This window comes from Halobacteriovorax marinus SJ (assembly GCF_000210915.2).
GTDB lineage: Bacteria > Bdellovibrionota > Bacteriovoracia > Bacteriovoracales > Bacteriovoracaceae > Halobacteriovorax > Halobacteriovorax marinus.
Window position 1 is genome coordinate 3,147,763 of the sequence record NC_016620.1, and the last position, 15,188, is coordinate 3,162,950.

Here is a 15,188-nt window from a genome sequence, read left to right on the forward strand (position 1 = left end):
TTATCTACTTGAGGTAAATAAATGTAAACGAAAGCCTCGATTTTAGCCTAAGTATCTAATATCTTATTTAAATATTTCAAAAGGTATCTTATAACTGCATAGAATTATTGCCACAGTTAGCTCTATTCAAAGAAAAGGAATTCAAAATCTCCTATATAACCAGACTGTTTAAAGATATGCTCCCAACTTCGAGGAGAAAAGAAGGCCTCGCAACTAAGGGCCCAACACTGTAGATTCGTTAGCTCTCTTTCATTTCGATAGGACTCAACACTGATATAGGAATTTTTCGAAACTCTAGAAATTTCAGCTAGAGCTAATTCTAATTCAGGTAATTCCAAGTTGTGTAATGTCATTAGAGAGAGAGTTAAATCAAAGGACTTATCAGAATATGGAAGTTCTTCCCTAATGTCGTGAACACTTAGATAACTTCTCACTTCCTCCTTGCAGTTATCAACTGCATACTTCGATATATCGACTCCAGCAATCGTTGCTCCTGGCAAGAGTTCCTTTATTTCGTAGAGTAAGTAACCTTTCCCACAACCAATATCTAATATCTTTGATTCATTACATAAGTTGTAATGAGCAATTAACTTTTTAGCAACACTGTTCCAACGCCCATCATACTCATATCCACCATATCCAAAAGACCTATCTCCATCCCAATAGTCATACGAGAATTTTTTTGAGACGATCATCTTTTCAAATTTTTCTGCATTCATTCTTTGAAAATAATCTCTCTTAGTTGAAGTATGATTATCTTTAAAGAGACTTAGTATCTTTTCTTTAGATAACTCTAAGTACTCTACCAACTCTTCTATCGTTAAGCTGTAATCTTCACGGCAAAAAGTAAATTGAATATCCTTATTAAGATTTTCTTTTAAAAGAGATAAAATCATTTCTGAATTTTTCTCAAAAAGAGTTTTCGATGAAATTAAAATTTTCGAGGCATTCTTGACTTCATCAAGGAGAGAATTTAATACGAAGAATGAATCCTCTGTAACAAACTCAGTATTAGCAAGAGGAAATTCTAGATTATGTCGTGAGCAATACTCCCTAATTAACCTATTCTGCTCGCGATGAGAGTCTAATTCGAGTTCAAATGCTCTAGAAAATATATAAGAATAAATTTTATAATCGACTTTCATACTCTTCGGCCATAATTGTTTGAGGAAGTTTTCTAATCTCTACAAAGTAATCATTTAATTTCTTCAAATGAAATGGACTATGTAGACTTTTAAATCGTAAATTTAAACTAATTCTAGATATATCTTCACTATTGATAGAGCTTCCATGAATTAGTGTTGGAGAAAAAATTAGGATATCTCCAACATTTAACTCTAAATAGTGTTTCCTATCCTTGAATTCTTCAAGAACTTTTCTTCTGCATTTTAATTTATTAAAAGATGATAAAATCTCAAAGGTCGTCTCTCTATCAAAGAGATACATTGATTGTGTCTTCTTCGTCTCACACAAAGGTATCCATACCACAACTTCATAAGGTGAGTTTCCACAGAGTACATCAGAATGTAGAGGTGTTATATTATTATCAATCTGAGGAATGTGAAAGGTTACATTAATATTTTTTTGAACCGCAATTTCAGGACCTATGAGAGAGATCATTTGCTCTTCAACAAGAGTTAAGATCTTCTCTCTCACTTCACTCGTGGACAAAGATTTTGAAAGAGATAGTCGAACTTCATTTATCTCATCTCTGCCTACTTTCTTATGAATATTTGATAAATCATTACAAGCTAAGAACTCTTGAACAGAGTTTACAATAGAGCTGGTATCGACACCTCGAATAATTCCAAATCCCTTCTCAGTGTAATTATTAACAAATTGATTCATGAAATAATCTCTCTGCACACACTTAAAATATTTTCAGTAGTCACGCCCATATAATCAAGTATCTCCTCCTGTCTTCCATAAACCATCGGATAGCTCTCTCCTAAATGGAAGTGCTTATAGAAGTTAGGAGTTTTCTTATTTTCAAAGAGAACTCTACTTACGGTTGAGCCAAGCCCTCCGTTTTTCATATGCTCTTCAACAACAATTACGGAATCAAAGTTATCGATATATGAAAGTAAGCTTCTATCATCAAAGGGTCTCATTGTAGCATAGTGCAGAACTGAAGAGTCACAATCCCCTTTTAGAGATTCACTTACTTCGAGACATCTTTGAAGCATAACTCCCGTAGATATAAAGAGAATATCTCCCTTCTCTTTTCCATAGAGGTTTGCACGACCAATTCTTATATCTTGTTCTTGGCTAACAACTCGGTCACCGCCCTTAGCTAGTCTAATATAAATTGGTCCTTGGTGAGTTAGTGATTCTTTAATAAAGGACTTCATTTCATTTTCATCGGCAGGGGCAAGAATTGTTAGATGAGGAAGTGATTGCAATATGGAGAAGTCATCGACACAAGTATGAGTATGTCCTAGAGGCCCATAAACTAAACCACCACCATTACTGTACAGCCTTACATTTAAGTTCTCAGCGCAAATATCTAGGGCCAATTGTTCTAATGCCCTTTTAACAAAGAAGGTTGCAATTGTATTCACATAAACAATGTAACCGTCCATTGCAAGCCCAGATGCCATTCCAAGGACGTGAGCCTCACTAATTCCTTCCATGAAGAATTGATCTGGATAATTCTTTTTTGTATCACTTAAAACATCAGGACCCAGGTCGGAGCCAATGAATACGACATTCTTATTTTCAGAAATTAAGTTCTCAATTTCTAGAAGACCTTTCTTTCTCATTTCAGACCCTCGCGAAGAAGTTCTTGCTCTTGTGGACTCAACCTATTCTTATGGTGCCAAGAAAGATCCCCTTCCATCAACTTATGACCTTGCCCTTTAATGGTGTGACAAATTATTGCTCTAGGGCGATTAGTGTTCTCAAGTAGTGGCAAGAGATTTTCAGGGGAGTTAATCATATCTACTTCGAATGTTTCAAAACCAAAGCTCTCCCATTTCCTAGAGAATGGATCAAGTGGACACACTTCAGTGTTAGGACCATATGACTGATACTTATTATGATCAATTAGAACAATTAAGTTATTCAATTTATGCTTAGACGCTGAAAGAGCTGCTTCCCAAATAGAGCCTTCGTTACACTCACCGTCTCCTAAGATAACGACGACCTTTCTCTCTTTTTGACTTAGTCTTAAAGAATGTGCCATCCCGATTCCTACAGACAGTCCATGGCCCAATGAACCAGTTGAAACATCAACACCTGGAACCTTCAAGCGAGAAGGATGTCCACCGAGAATCCCATCAATTTTACAAAACTTTAATAGCTCATCTTTTGAAAAAAAGCCTTTATCGGCCAAGATACTATATAGAGCCAGGCAACCATGCCCCTTACTCAAAATAATTCTATCTCTATCGAGATTCCCCACACTATCCGAGTCGATTTCAAATCTCTGATAATAAAGAGTGACAAGAATTTCTACGAGAGAGAATGCTGAGGGAACGTGCCCTCGTGAGGCATGTATAAACGTTTCAATTATGGATTTTCTAATTTCTAAGCTCTTAGCTTTTAAGTCTATCATCTATAATCCACCAAATATCTTTTTTCCAAGATACAACTTCTTCATTTTTCTCAATATTACTACTCATAATGTTAGCAAGACTTCTCACTTTTGATAAGTTTTCTTCTCTACGATATGCAATGAGTAGCCATTCAAAGGCTACTAAATCAAAGTTTAACTTCACTCTCTTCCAGAAGGACGCATCCCCAATGGAGAGATCTGTGAATAAATCTATGAGAACACTCTCTTCTCTATTATTAATATCATGGCCAAAGTGATGAATCGCATTCAAAAAAGTTCTCGAAAGATCGTCTCTTCCAAAAGATTCGAAGTCCATCAAAAGTAAGCTTCCATCTCGCTCATAGAAATTCTCCCTATAAAAATCGGGAAAACAAATATTGGTTCTGACATCTTCTATTTTACGATCACCCTTTTCCTTAGAGAGTATTTTTCCATATAGAGTCTCTAGTTCTTTAGAAATTGAGTTATCAAGATAGTTCATTCTTCGATCAATATTCTTCTTATAGTCTAATCTTTCAAGAGCTGAGTCGGTAGCGTTAAACGATATATTCTCCATATCTTCTTGTAAGACCTTATAGATCTCTATAAATCTATTCTTAAATTCAATATCAAAATATATTGGAGAAAGATTCTCCTCATATTTAAAAATTAAGAACTTCTTTCCTATGGCCTCAACATAGCGAGGATTAAAATCATACTTAAGAGAATATAACTCTCTTTCTAATCTAGAAGTCTCTCTAAATCCTTTTAAAATAAATTTTTTATGATTCTTACTATACTTTATTAGATGAGTTGCTAATTTCTCTATTTTAGAATCTGTAATTTCATTAAAGATAAGAAGTACTTCTTCCCAATTCGAAACTTTTAAATAATTTGAATCCTCTCCCTCATAGTGAAGTAAAATAGCATTGCTCTTCACTCCATCTAAGACAGCCTCTAAATCATCTACAATAATATCAAAGGAGTTCTCACTTAAATATTTAATCTTTTCTTCTAAGGTATCTAAGAAGATCGTTTCGACCTCTCCTAATCCTCTAGATTGTAAGAAAACCTGTGCTTGTTCTCTGAGATTATATCTTCCACAAAGACTCATTTCGCTTTTGTGACTCACAATTGTTACATCAAATTTCTCAGCAATATCTAATACTTCACTGGCGACGGCTGCATCTAAAATTGCTTCTCCATAAACGCGCCCTTGAACTTTGATCCAATCCATTGGCCACTCATAGTGATCATGGTTTCTAATGAAATTCTTTATCTCTTGCTTACTACATATGTTATTAGGAAGCTCAATACCTTCAAGAGAGCAGGCGCTCACAAAAGAATTGGCATAATTGATTATTGTATTATCTAAATCTAGAGCTATTTTCATCTATTTTATTTTCTTGTAGATACTTAACATTGAAATATTTTATATCTTCAAATGAATTAGGGATCTTTCCATCTTTAAAATGTTTAACAAGCTCAGTGACGGCATCCTCTACACCTAATTCCACTTGAAATCCGAGCTCATTCTTTATTTTCAATGAAGAGATATGATAAGAGCGATTGTCATCAGTAGGAGTGACTTTGATATTATTAACATTAGTTGCCTTTGAAATTATTTTGGCTATATCTATAACCTTATAATTATCTGCCCCCACATTATAAGACTTCCCATTAATTTGTTCTCTTGGAGCCATCAGTAATGTTAGGTAACACCTCACCATATCCTTAATGTGAATATTGGGTCTCAACTGCTCTCCACCAAAAACTTTAATCAAACCTCTATTTACAGCAAAATTTGTTAGAATATTGACCACGACATCTAAACGCATCCTATCAGAATATCCGCAAACAGTTGCCGGTCTAAGAGAGACTGTCGTAAAACTCTCATCACTATATTCTTTCAGGATTTCCTCACAGAGCATTTTATACTTGGAGTAGTCAGTGAGTGGTCTTAACTCAAGGTCCTCAGTAACATTTGGCTCTTCACGAAGACCATATACACTCGAAGATGATGCAAATATAAACCGACTTATTGATGAAGCCTTCGCATCTCTTACAATTTGTTCAAAGCAATCATAATTTATACTCTTTGCAAGTTCGGGATTTAAATCGCAAGATGGATCATTGGAAATACAGGCCAGATGAATTAAATCACTACATCCATCCATAGCACTTCTTAATTTTACGGTGTCTCGTATATCACCTTTAATAACTTTTAATGAGTCTCCAAATTTATTGAAATACTCTTCACTTAAAAACCAAAAAAGATCATAGACAACAACATCGAATCCACTATCTAGTAGAGAGCTTACGAGCTCAACTCCAACGTAGCCCGCACCACCTGTAACTAAAACTTTTCTATTCATTTTTACCTAGTAATTTAAACCAACTCTCAGTCTCTTTCTTAATCTCTGAAGATGACCAAACTCTTGCATCTTTCCAGTAATCAATATCATTGAGAATGAGCTGAACACCTTCTTCAAAAGTTGTTTCTGCACTCCAACCTAAAATCTCCTTTGCCTTGGTACTATCTCCCTGTGTGCGATCTGGCTCGCCTGGTCGTTTTGGTATAAACTCTACACCGTAACCATCTAGTAAGCTCACAAGATGATTTATAGACTGAGGATTATTAGTAGCAATATTAATGATCTCACCAAACTTCTTACACTTTCCAGCTTTCATAAAAGCCTTGGCCACATCGCCCACATAAACAAAGTCTCGAACCTGCTCACCACTTCCGACAACAGTAAATTTCTTGGAAGCCAACTTCTGGGCCAAAAAAACTCCCATTACAGAGCCGTAAGCGCCATTTGTTCTAGACCTAGGGCCATAAACATTAAATAGACGCAATGAATTTACTTCAATCCCATAGACTTTTCCCCAGTGAAGTAAACAACTCTCACCCATTAACTTTGTTTGAGCATAGGGATACTCTGGAGATAGGGCACACGTCTCAGTCGTCGGGTACTCATCGACCAATCCATAACAGCTTGATGATGCCGCATAAACGACACGTTTAATATTATTCGCTCTAGCCGCTTCAATAACATTAAATGAACCTGTTACATTTACATCAAAATATAATTTAGGGTTATTAACAGAAGGTACAATATCTGCTTTTCCAGCCAGATGATAAATCACATCCACATCAACACTTGATTCAAGTAAAGCTTCAAAGTTTAAAATAGTTTCCTCTATAAACTTGAACTTCTCATTATTAATGAGATGTTGAATATTCTGAATCTGTCCATCTTCAAGGTTATCGTAACAAATGACTTCATCACCGCAATTAATTAACTCTGAACATAGATGACTGCCTATAAAACCTGCGCCACCTGTTACTAATACTTTCATAATAACTCTTTCTTAAAATATTTATTTAAAATCTCTGTTGAGCTTCGCTTAGAGGTCTCAGTATAGTGGACAACCCCTCCGACACTTTCAACAGACTCAACCTCAAACCCAATATTACCTGTTGGATCATCCTCATTATTTTTATAATCAATTCCCTTAAAATAAAAATTAGGTTTCAATTCCTTTATTAAATTTATAGACGTCTGCTCATTATTTACAAAGCAGTAATCGATCATTGTCAAATTTGATAAATACTCCAAGCGCTCAAGTTCGTTATAATAAGGTCTTCCATCGCCTTTAATAACAAGTTCATCTGCTGTAATAGAGCACATTAAAATATCAACTTTAGAAGCAGCTTCATTAAAGTGTCTTAAATGACCCAGATGAATAAAATCAAAAGTTCCATGACAAAGCCCTACACTCTTACCTTGGCGTAAAAACTCACCTCTCAACTCAATCGCTTTTTCTCTATCAATTAATTTACTATTCATTTTCTTCAACAACTTCAAAGAAGTTTCCAAAAGACTTAGAGACACTGTGGATACTATTTAATACCCCACCACCATGGGCCCTTAAAAATAAGTAAGAAACCATTACAATTCGGTGATCATCAGGAGGGTATATTTCTTTTGCTTTATCTATTCTCTTCTTACTTCCCTTGATGTGTAATACATCTTCTTTTTCATTGTAAGTATTTTCAATAGAGTATAGATCTAGTAACTTCTGAACCTCTAGAAGCCTATCACTCTCTTTATATTTTAAAACAGAGAGATTACTAAGTTTACTTTCTCCATCTATTCGAGAGCAAGTAAATGCTAAGGTTGGTACGAGGTCAGGACAATTCGAGCAATCCAAGTTAATAGGAGTTATTTCTTTTTCACTCGACTTAACTTCTAATCCCTTATCTGAAAGAGTTACGGAGTAGCCCATATTCTTTAAAACTTCTACGAAGATAGAATCAGATTGAAATGTGTCTATATCTACGCAATTTTTTACAAGAACTTTTCCTCTATCTGCACCTAAGGCCAGAACATAGGACATTGAGCTAAAATCGACAGGAACGTAGAACTTCTTTTGACCTTTTTTAAAGTCTTGTATTAATGACATTGTCATGTCCCAGTAGCTTTTAGAGTACTTCATATCAACAGGTTGAACTTCGATATTTTGAAATGCTAAACAAAGGGCCAATGCCGTTGCATGCTGAGTCGTCTTAGATGCATCAGCTTTTAGTTTATTTGTTTGAAAGCTCAATGGACCTCTAATAGTAAGCCATGTATCACATTGATTTATACTCGCCCCTAATTCTGCTAGAACTTCCAGTAAATCAGCAACGGGTCTCTCTCTCATTCTCCCCTCAGGCTCAATTTGATATGAGTTCTTTCCCATGGCCAAGAATGGTATGAGAAATCTTGTCGTTGTTCCTCCATCTCCGGGATAGATTTTAATCTTCTCACTCGAAGGTCTTTCACATTCTGGAAATGAATTCTCAATAATGATTCCGTTCTCAACCTCTACGATTCTAAGTCCAACTTCTCTTAGGACATTCAATAGATTTGTTACATCATGTGATAAAGGAAGATTTTCAATAGTGATCGCATCTTTAGATAGTGCCGCTAAGATGATTGCTCTATTTGCATAGGACTTAGAACTTGGAACATTTACCTCAGCATCAAAGCTCTTCGCACTTACATTAAATTGTGAGTTTTCTAATGACATCTTTATTCTCTATTAGTTTATTTTCCACTTCATTAAAAGAAATAGAATGAAATTCTACATTACCAATATCTTTAACAACTACGAACTCTATGAGCTCAGACGAAGTTGTCTTCTTATCTTTTCTTAAATACTTCATGATTTTATCAACTGGAAATTCTTTATTTAACCAAGGGGAATCACCTAACTCAATTTTTAGATTTTCAATCAACTCTTTTGCCCTAGGAATTAGCTTTCCTTCATTGAAAAGAATATCTACAAGAAGAATCCCCCAAACAACAGCAAGTCCATGGGGAATTTGATATTCAACTTCTATTGCATGCCCAAAGGTATGCCCAAAGTTCAATTTCTTTCTCTCACCACTTTCCTTAAAGTCATTCGCAACAACTTCTTCTTTATATAAGACACAACTCTTAATCAAAGTCTTTATATCCACGTCAGGTATGATTTTTTCTCCTATCTCTTTTGATAAGAATCCGTACTTAACAATTTCTCCAGCACCGCTTGACCATTCCCTCTCATCTAAAGTCTCTAAAAAGGAATCACAAATCCAAATATTTGTAGGGTGATAAAAGGCCCCGATTAAATTCTTACCTTGAGGTGAGTTGATGGCAACCTTCCCGCCAATTCCCGCATCTACCATTGAAAGAAGAGTTGTAGGTATTGTAGACCACTCAATCCCTCTTAAAAGTAACGCTGCAACCATTCCAGAGAAGTCACTGGTCGCTCCCCCACCAAGAGAAACAAGGTGGGCTTTGCGGTGAACGTTTTTAGAGAGGAAGAATTCTATAGCAGAGGATAAGTTTTCAAAGTCTTTTACTTTTTCACCATCTGGTGCTTTCCAGAAAACGACTTTCTTTCCCTCTATATTCATTAAAGGTAATAGCTTTGAATAGTGACTCCAAACATTGAGGTCAGCAATTACGAGGATAAGATCAGAATTTATAGATCTAATTTTCTCTTTAATATAATCCAGTTTACAAAATTCAATTTTACTACTCATCAATTACTCCATCTCCATAAGCGCGTTGTCTTAAGAGGTGATCAGCTAGAATACATTTAACCATTGCTTCAACTACCGGAACAGCTCTTGGAAGAATACATGGGTCATGTCTTCCCTCTTTAGCTTTTTCACCAATAGTTGATGTGGGCTTGAATGTGGTAGTTAGAAAAATATCTTCTCCATTTGAAATTCCACCTTCAATTCCACCAAAATTCTCTCTTTTTGAGGAAACTTCACTTCCTTTTAAGTTTGCCATTTCCTCTCCAAGTCCAAATGAAAAAGAAACACAGGCTCCAATAGAGAGAAGCCCCTTGGCAAAGTCAGCCTTAAGCTTATCAAATGCAGGTTCACCTAGCCCTTTAGGAACACCTGTAACGTGGATAGATATTCTACCGCCTACAGATTCCCCCTCGGCCTTAAGCTTGAGGAGATACTTCTTTATCTCTTCATTCTTCTCTGTTAATGGAAAGTTATATGGTGCTATATTCTTAGCGTTTTTCAAGTCATCAAGACTTGCTTCAAAAGGACCCATCTTTGATATATAAGCACTAATATTGATTTTAGGAATCATCAGCCCAGCGAAGTAGCCGGCAATAACACGAGATAAGGTTTCTCTTCCCGATGATCTTCCTCCTCCTCTGTGATCTCTAATTCCATATTTACTCTGAGTTGTTTCATCTGCGTGACCAGGTCTATACTCAGTTTTCAATTTATCGTAATCGCCACTTCGTTGATTTGTATTTCTAACAATTACGGCAATTGGTGTGCCTAAAGTTTTTCCTTCGAAAACCCCAGAGAGAACTTCTGCCCTATCGGCCTCTTTTCTATTAGTCGTTCCGGCCACTCTTCCGGGAGCCCTACGATCCAGCTCACGCTGCAAATCTTCCAAATCAAAATCAAGTCCTGCGCTCACACCATCTACTACAACCCCTAAGGCCTCACCGTGTGATTCACCAAAGGTTACAAAAGAAAAAAGCTTACCGAATTTATTGCCACGCATATCTTATACTCTACATGAAAAGTGGGCAGTGAATTTTATAACTACCTGTAAATTTATAACAAACTCTATTATGCCAGAAGGACAAACATTTGTGGGAAAATGTTGGGAAAGTTAGGCTACTAAGAGAGGTGCAAAATGGACAATCGCCAAGCACTACGAAATATCGACGAGATATCTCAAATACTTGAGAAGATTAGTAGTCATGGAAATTACCTTGAGTTCTGCCAAACAGTTAATGGCCTCACCTATCGCAGCCAGTCATTAATCAAGTTTATAAATAACTTCTCCTATGACATAGCCCTACGGCCCAAAGATAAACTCAATCAATTTCAATTTATCCCCGATATCCCAATCTTTGCCAAAAACGAAATGAATAGCATCGTCTTCAAGTGCGAGATAAAGCAACTTAATCATCACAACCTCATTGTTGCCAATTTCCCAGAACTTCTCTATTTACTCAATACAAGAGAAGGCCAGAGACTAAACTTTGAAAACTTATCCCTCCCACTTATATTCAAGAATCCAAGCCTTGACGATTATCAGCGCAGTAAACTCTTCTTCGGAGGAAACCTATCTGACTTCTCTAGAAATGGACTTTCATTCATCACCTACAATGACAATTGCCTAGAGTACAAAATAGGTGACAAGATTGTCTTCTCAACAATCAATGGCTACTCCTTAAAAGAGCCTATCACTGGCACACTTGTTTACATGCAAAAAGTAAATAATACACAGATTGTCCCCTCAACCAAACTTGCGATTAGATTTGACAGAGCAATTCCATTGAAGCAAATTCTTAGATACATAGATAATCAAATCTACATCAACGTCTAAGAAGCATGGAACATTTTAAAGTTTTTATTGAAGCCCAGTCTTTACTTAAGAAAATATCTGAGCATGAATTTAAGATTCAGGAACACCAAAAGAGAATTCAATTCGTTGAGCGCAATAGAGAATTAAGACAAGAGAAGAAAGATAGAGATAGTGAAGAACTAAAGTCTTTTGGCCATGAAATTGCGAACTTTGAAAAAGAGCTCTTCTCTAAAGAGAAAGACCTAGATAGAGCACAAGTAAACCTTCAAAGGGCGACTAGCGAAAATCAAGTTAGTGCACTAGAGAAAGAGATCGAGAAGTTATCTCCAGCAATTGAATCCCTTCAAGAAACTATTCTTGAGAAGCTTGAGAAATGCGAAGAAATCGAAGGTGAAATAGAAAAAGCTCAAACATTTCTAGAAGGCTCTCTTTCAACACTAAATGAACTAAAGGCCGAGGCTTTAGCAGATGTACAAGAAGAAGAAAAAGAAATTTCAAATTATACACAGAGAGTGGAGCTCCTACTCAACTCATTAGATTCAAATAATAAACAATCCTTTCTTGAAACAAAGAAGAACTCAAAAGATGGGCAAGTGATCGCTTTTTTAAATAATAGAAAGTGTTCTAGATGTCGATTTGAAGCTTCTAGCTCTCAAGTCGCTGAAATAGAAAATGCGAGGAACTTAGAGTTCTGTCAAAGTTGCTCGAGGATCTTAATTCCTGCGACGATCAATAGCTAAAGACTTACTTTAAAACCGCCTCTCTTAACTTACCTCTATAGTAAGCGAGAGTACTAAAGTTTGAATCTTTTAGATAAAGGTAATTAATATAAGACTGCTGAGTACTAATCAGTTCTTCTTCGGCCCTAATCACCTGATCAAGAGTCGCGCGCCCTCTTGAGTAAAGCCTGTTGTACTCCTTAAGCGTTTTATTTGCAAGCTCAAGTCTCTCAGATGCAGAATTTAAAAGTATTTCAACTTCACTTTGTCTTTTTACTAAAGAAGACTCCTGCTCCTTTAAACTTAAGAGAACTTTACGTGATTGCATCTTCACTTTATTTAATTCAATTGAAGCGGCTTGCTTTGAGAGCCTCTCAGCATTTGATCCAATATTCCAAGTAAGTGTTAGTCCTACAGAAACTTCATTATTGTCACTTCCAATAACTCCATCTGAGATGGGACTACTATCTCTTTCATAGTTATTCGTCGCATAGCTCGCAGCGAATACTAGACTTGGGTAAATTCCCATATCGGCCTTCTTTGAAGAGTCGACTAAGTAATCAATTTGCTTTTGAGTCTGAAGATAATTTTTATTATCTTCAATAGTTCCTTCAACTTGTTGAACCTCACTACTCTCTTTTAATTTATAGTCTAAGATATTACTTGCGCTAACTTTACGATGAATCTTCTTAGACAAACTCTCTAAACTGGACTGTAAAGAGATCATCTCTGACATATAACTCTCTCGAGAGGCTAGCTCTTGAGTTTGAGCACTATAGAGGTCTACCTTTTCGCTAAGACCATCTCTCACTCTTCTCTTAATTAAAGAAAGTCTCTTCTTTGCTCTATCTAGGGCCTCTTTCTTTAATTGAGTATTTGCTTTATCTAGCTTGGCCTTTAGATAATCAGCTACGAAAGTATAAAGGTTTGCCTCAACCTGAAACTCAGTACTTTGCTTCTTATAGTCTAAAGTTTTCTCAGAGATATCTAGATCGAGAAAATCTCTTCTTCCCAAGAAGTTATTCCACAAGTCTTGCTCTAAGCTCAATGTTTGAGTAAAGCCTTTATTATTCTGTGTTGTATTTGCATTATTAACATAATCAACTAGAGAGTTAGAGAGACTTAACTTAGTTCCGCTAAAGAACTCTTTTGAAAAAGTCAGATTATAAGATGTTGCTTCAGTATCATTTGGTTGAAGAGTTGCATTACTTATTAAAAGAGATGAACTTCTCTCTAATTGAGAGTTTACTTTCTGACCACTCGCTGAGAGTTGCCAAGCCTTAGACTCTGAAGTCATATCTCTTTCAAGCGTGTCCACCTCTAAGTCTAATTTCAAGCTCTCATTATCTGAACCCTTATCTAAGTATTCTAGAGATAGATTAGAGAGCGAAGCTTGGATAGAAGATGATAACAGAAGAGTACAACAAAGAAGTGAGAGTCTATTCACGATTATTCCTAATTTTAAATTAACAATAAAGTTTTACCATAGTGCGTAGAGCATGACTATACCATAGAGGGCTCGAGTCTAGCCCGAGAGTTTAAGCTCTTGCGGCTAAATATAGATCATAATAACAATCGTTTAATTAATGATTTGACGAAGCAATTAACTTATTGCATAAAACTATCTCGAGATGGGAAGACTATCGCTGGTGAAGGATTCTTCACGAGAGGAAAGTCCGGGCTCCACATGGCGATGTAGCGGGTAATGCCCGTCCACCGTGAGGTGAGGACAAGTGCAACAGAAAGGATGTACAGGGGTCTGAGAATGTGAGGGGTAGCTTCGGCCGGCCTCACTTCGAATCTTTTAGATACCTGCTGTAGTGAAAACAGGTAAACTCTACGTGGTGCAAGCTTAAATAGGCCTGTGTTAAGGGCGGCCAGTCCGTGCAGGCGGGTAAAGCGCTTGAGTTATAGGGCAACTTATAACCTAGACGAATGATAGTTCACGACAAAACCCGGCTTATCTCCCATCTCTTTTTTTACTTTATTTTAGACAGCGCTTTCAAAGAGACTGTCGAAAAATTCACTTTCTCTGAATCATTCTTAAAGAACTCAAAGTTTTTTATACTTTTAAAATATTTCTTAAACTCACTTTCAGATATTTCATAAACTAAATTATCAATCTTATATTTAGTTATTGTGCTTTTAAAGCCTAGTGCATCTCTAAAGAGATCGTTTTTAAAATTCTTAGGCAGTGCTGGGTATTGAGTTAAAAGTTCGTCAGTAGATGAAATGACAAATGTTGGAACTTCAATTTGTCCCTGCAACCATTCCTTCTCTGATTTAATATAACCAAGAATATTTCCTTTCTTTTTAACAATAATTCTTAATAATTTAAGTTCATGTTTTACTTTCTTTTTTTCTACAACTTTAGGAATGCTCTCAACTAATCCTTCTTTAAAAGAGAGACAACTTCTCTTCACAGGACAGAGAACACAATCAGCTTTTCGAGCCTGGCAGATAACTCTCCCTAGGTCCATGAAAGCTTCATTTAATTCACGGCTATTATTATCTGTTAACTCTTTTAATATTTCACCATTATAGAATCTCTTATAAATTTCTTTTTGTAACTTCACACCCTTTTCAATATCGATGGCATAGATTCTTGCAATCACTCTTTCTAAGTTAGCATCAACAGCGAGTGCCCTCTTTCCAGCACCAATACCAATAATAGCATTGGCCGTATAATCACCAATTCCTTTAATACTTTTTAAAGTATCTATATCTGTTGGAATTTTTCCACCATAATTTAATTGAATATCCTGAGCTGCACTTAAGAGATTTCTCGCTCTTCTATAGTAGCCAAGGCCTTTCCAAGCAATACAAACTTCTTCTTCATTACTTTGTGCTAAAGATTTTAAAGTCGGATACTTTTTTAGAAACCTATCAATATGATTTACAACTGTTTGAACTGTTGTTTGCTGAAGCATGATCTCTGAAACGAGAGTTAAGTAAAGAGATCTATTCTCTCTCCACGGAAGGTGTGAGTGCTGCTCACTAGACCATTTAAGTAATTTTTTAAACATGGATATCTTTTACTAG

General features: G+C 36.1%; 15 protein-coding genes and 1 other RNA gene. 3 read left to right on the forward strand and 13 right to left on the reverse strand.

All coding sequences use genetic code 11. The features are described 5' to 3' along the window. Window positions 1-122: 122 nt before the first annotated feature. The 11 genes from BMS_RS17455 to aroC are packed head-to-tail and all read right to left on the reverse strand — an operon-like array spanning window position 123 to window position 10,614. The gene (locus tag BMS_RS17455) at window positions 123-1,145 is read right to left on the reverse strand and encodes an LIC12192 family sporadic carbohydrate cluster protein (RefSeq protein WP_014245675.1); all 1,023 of its coding nucleotides are present in this window, start codon (window positions 1,143-1,145) and stop codon (window positions 123-125) included. Then, window positions 1,129-1,848 (reverse strand): sporadic carbohydrate cluster 2OG-Fe(II) oxygenase, encoded by a 720-nt coding sequence (locus BMS_RS15020; RefSeq protein WP_044557694.1) that lies wholly within the window; start codon window positions 1,846-1,848, stop codon window positions 1,129-1,131. The genes BMS_RS17455 and BMS_RS15020 overlap by 17 nt, the downstream gene beginning before the upstream one ends. Beyond that, window positions 1,845-2,762: a transketolase family protein gene (locus BMS_RS15025; protein WP_014245677.1), complete on the reverse strand. Its 918-nt coding sequence runs from the start codon at window positions 2,760-2,762 to the stop codon at window positions 1,845-1,847. Before BMS_RS15025 ends, BMS_RS15020 begins: the two co-directional genes overlap by 4 nt. Next, a complete protein-coding gene (locus BMS_RS15030) occupies window positions 2,759-3,556 on the reverse strand; it encodes a transketolase (protein ID WP_014245678.1) in 798 nt (265 codons plus the stop codon). The genes BMS_RS15025 and BMS_RS15030 overlap by 4 nt, the downstream gene beginning before the upstream one ends. After that, complete coding sequence (locus tag BMS_RS15035) at window positions 3,537-4,928, reverse strand: hypothetical protein (RefSeq protein ID WP_014245679.1); 1,392 nt, start codon at window positions 4,926-4,928, stop codon at window positions 3,537-3,539. Before BMS_RS15035 ends, BMS_RS15030 begins: the two co-directional genes overlap by 20 nt. Beyond that, on the reverse strand, window positions 4,903-5,910 hold the full coding sequence (locus BMS_RS15040; protein WP_014245680.1) for an NAD-dependent epimerase/dehydratase family protein: 1,008 nt from the start codon (window positions 5,908-5,910) through the stop codon (window positions 4,903-4,905). Before BMS_RS15040 ends, BMS_RS15035 begins: the two co-directional genes overlap by 26 nt. Beyond that, window positions 5,903-6,898, reverse strand: coding sequence for a GDP-mannose 4,6-dehydratase (locus BMS_RS15045; protein ID WP_014245681.1), 996 nt, complete (start codon window positions 6,896-6,898; stop codon window positions 5,903-5,905). The genes BMS_RS15040 and BMS_RS15045 overlap by 8 nt, the downstream gene beginning before the upstream one ends. Then, complete coding sequence (locus BMS_RS15050; RefSeq protein WP_014245682.1) at window positions 6,895-7,389, reverse strand: adenylyltransferase/cytidyltransferase family protein; 495 nt, start codon at window positions 7,387-7,389, stop codon at window positions 6,895-6,897. Before BMS_RS15050 ends, BMS_RS15045 begins: the two co-directional genes overlap by 4 nt. Continuing rightward, window positions 7,382-8,614: a 3-phosphoshikimate 1-carboxyvinyltransferase gene (locus BMS_RS15055; protein WP_014245683.1), complete on the reverse strand. Its 1,233-nt coding sequence runs from the start codon at window positions 8,612-8,614 to the stop codon at window positions 7,382-7,384. Before BMS_RS15055 ends, BMS_RS15050 begins: the two co-directional genes overlap by 8 nt. After that, the gene (locus BMS_RS15060) at window positions 8,589-9,614 is read right to left on the reverse strand and encodes a 3-dehydroquinate synthase (protein WP_044557695.1); all 1,026 of its coding nucleotides are present in this window, start codon (window positions 9,612-9,614) and stop codon (window positions 8,589-8,591) included. Before BMS_RS15060 ends, BMS_RS15055 begins: the two co-directional genes overlap by 26 nt. After that, a complete protein-coding gene (aroC, locus tag BMS_RS15065) occupies window positions 9,607-10,614 on the reverse strand; it encodes a chorismate synthase (protein WP_014245685.1) in 1,008 nt (335 codons plus the stop codon). Before aroC ends, BMS_RS15060 begins: the two co-directional genes overlap by 8 nt. A gap of 135 nt (window positions 10,615-10,749) precedes the next feature. Between aroC and BMS_RS15070 the strand changes: the two genes are divergently transcribed. Both BMS_RS15070 and BMS_RS15075 read left to right on the forward strand, forming a co-directional pair. Next, the gene (locus BMS_RS15070; protein WP_014245686.1) at window positions 10,750-11,448 is read left to right on the forward strand and encodes a hypothetical protein; all 699 of its coding nucleotides are present in this window, start codon (window positions 10,750-10,752) and stop codon (window positions 11,446-11,448) included. 5 nt (window positions 11,449-11,453) lie between these two features. Beyond that, a complete protein-coding gene (locus tag BMS_RS15075) occupies window positions 11,454-12,167 on the forward strand; it encodes a zinc ribbon domain-containing protein (protein ID WP_014245687.1) in 714 nt (237 codons plus the stop codon). A 4-nt stretch (window positions 12,168-12,171) separates the two neighbouring features. Here the strand turns inward: BMS_RS15075 and BMS_RS15080 are convergent, their stop codons facing one another. After that, window positions 12,172-13,593 (reverse strand): TolC family protein, encoded by a 1,422-nt coding sequence (locus tag BMS_RS15080; protein ID WP_014245688.1) that lies wholly within the window; start codon window positions 13,591-13,593, stop codon window positions 12,172-12,174. A 180-nt stretch (window positions 13,594-13,773) separates the two neighbouring features. Here BMS_RS15080 and rnpB point away from each other — a divergent pair. Continuing rightward, an RNA gene (rnpB, locus tag BMS_RS17285) (RNase P RNA component class A) lies at window positions 13,774-14,125 on the forward strand. On the opposite strand, the gene BMS_RS15085 is transcribed toward rnpB, so the two are convergent. After that, a complete protein-coding gene (locus tag BMS_RS15085) occupies window positions 14,126-15,172 on the reverse strand; it encodes an A/G-specific adenine glycosylase (RefSeq protein ID WP_014245689.1) in 1,047 nt (348 codons plus the stop codon). Window positions 15,173-15,188: the final 16 nt, after the last annotated feature.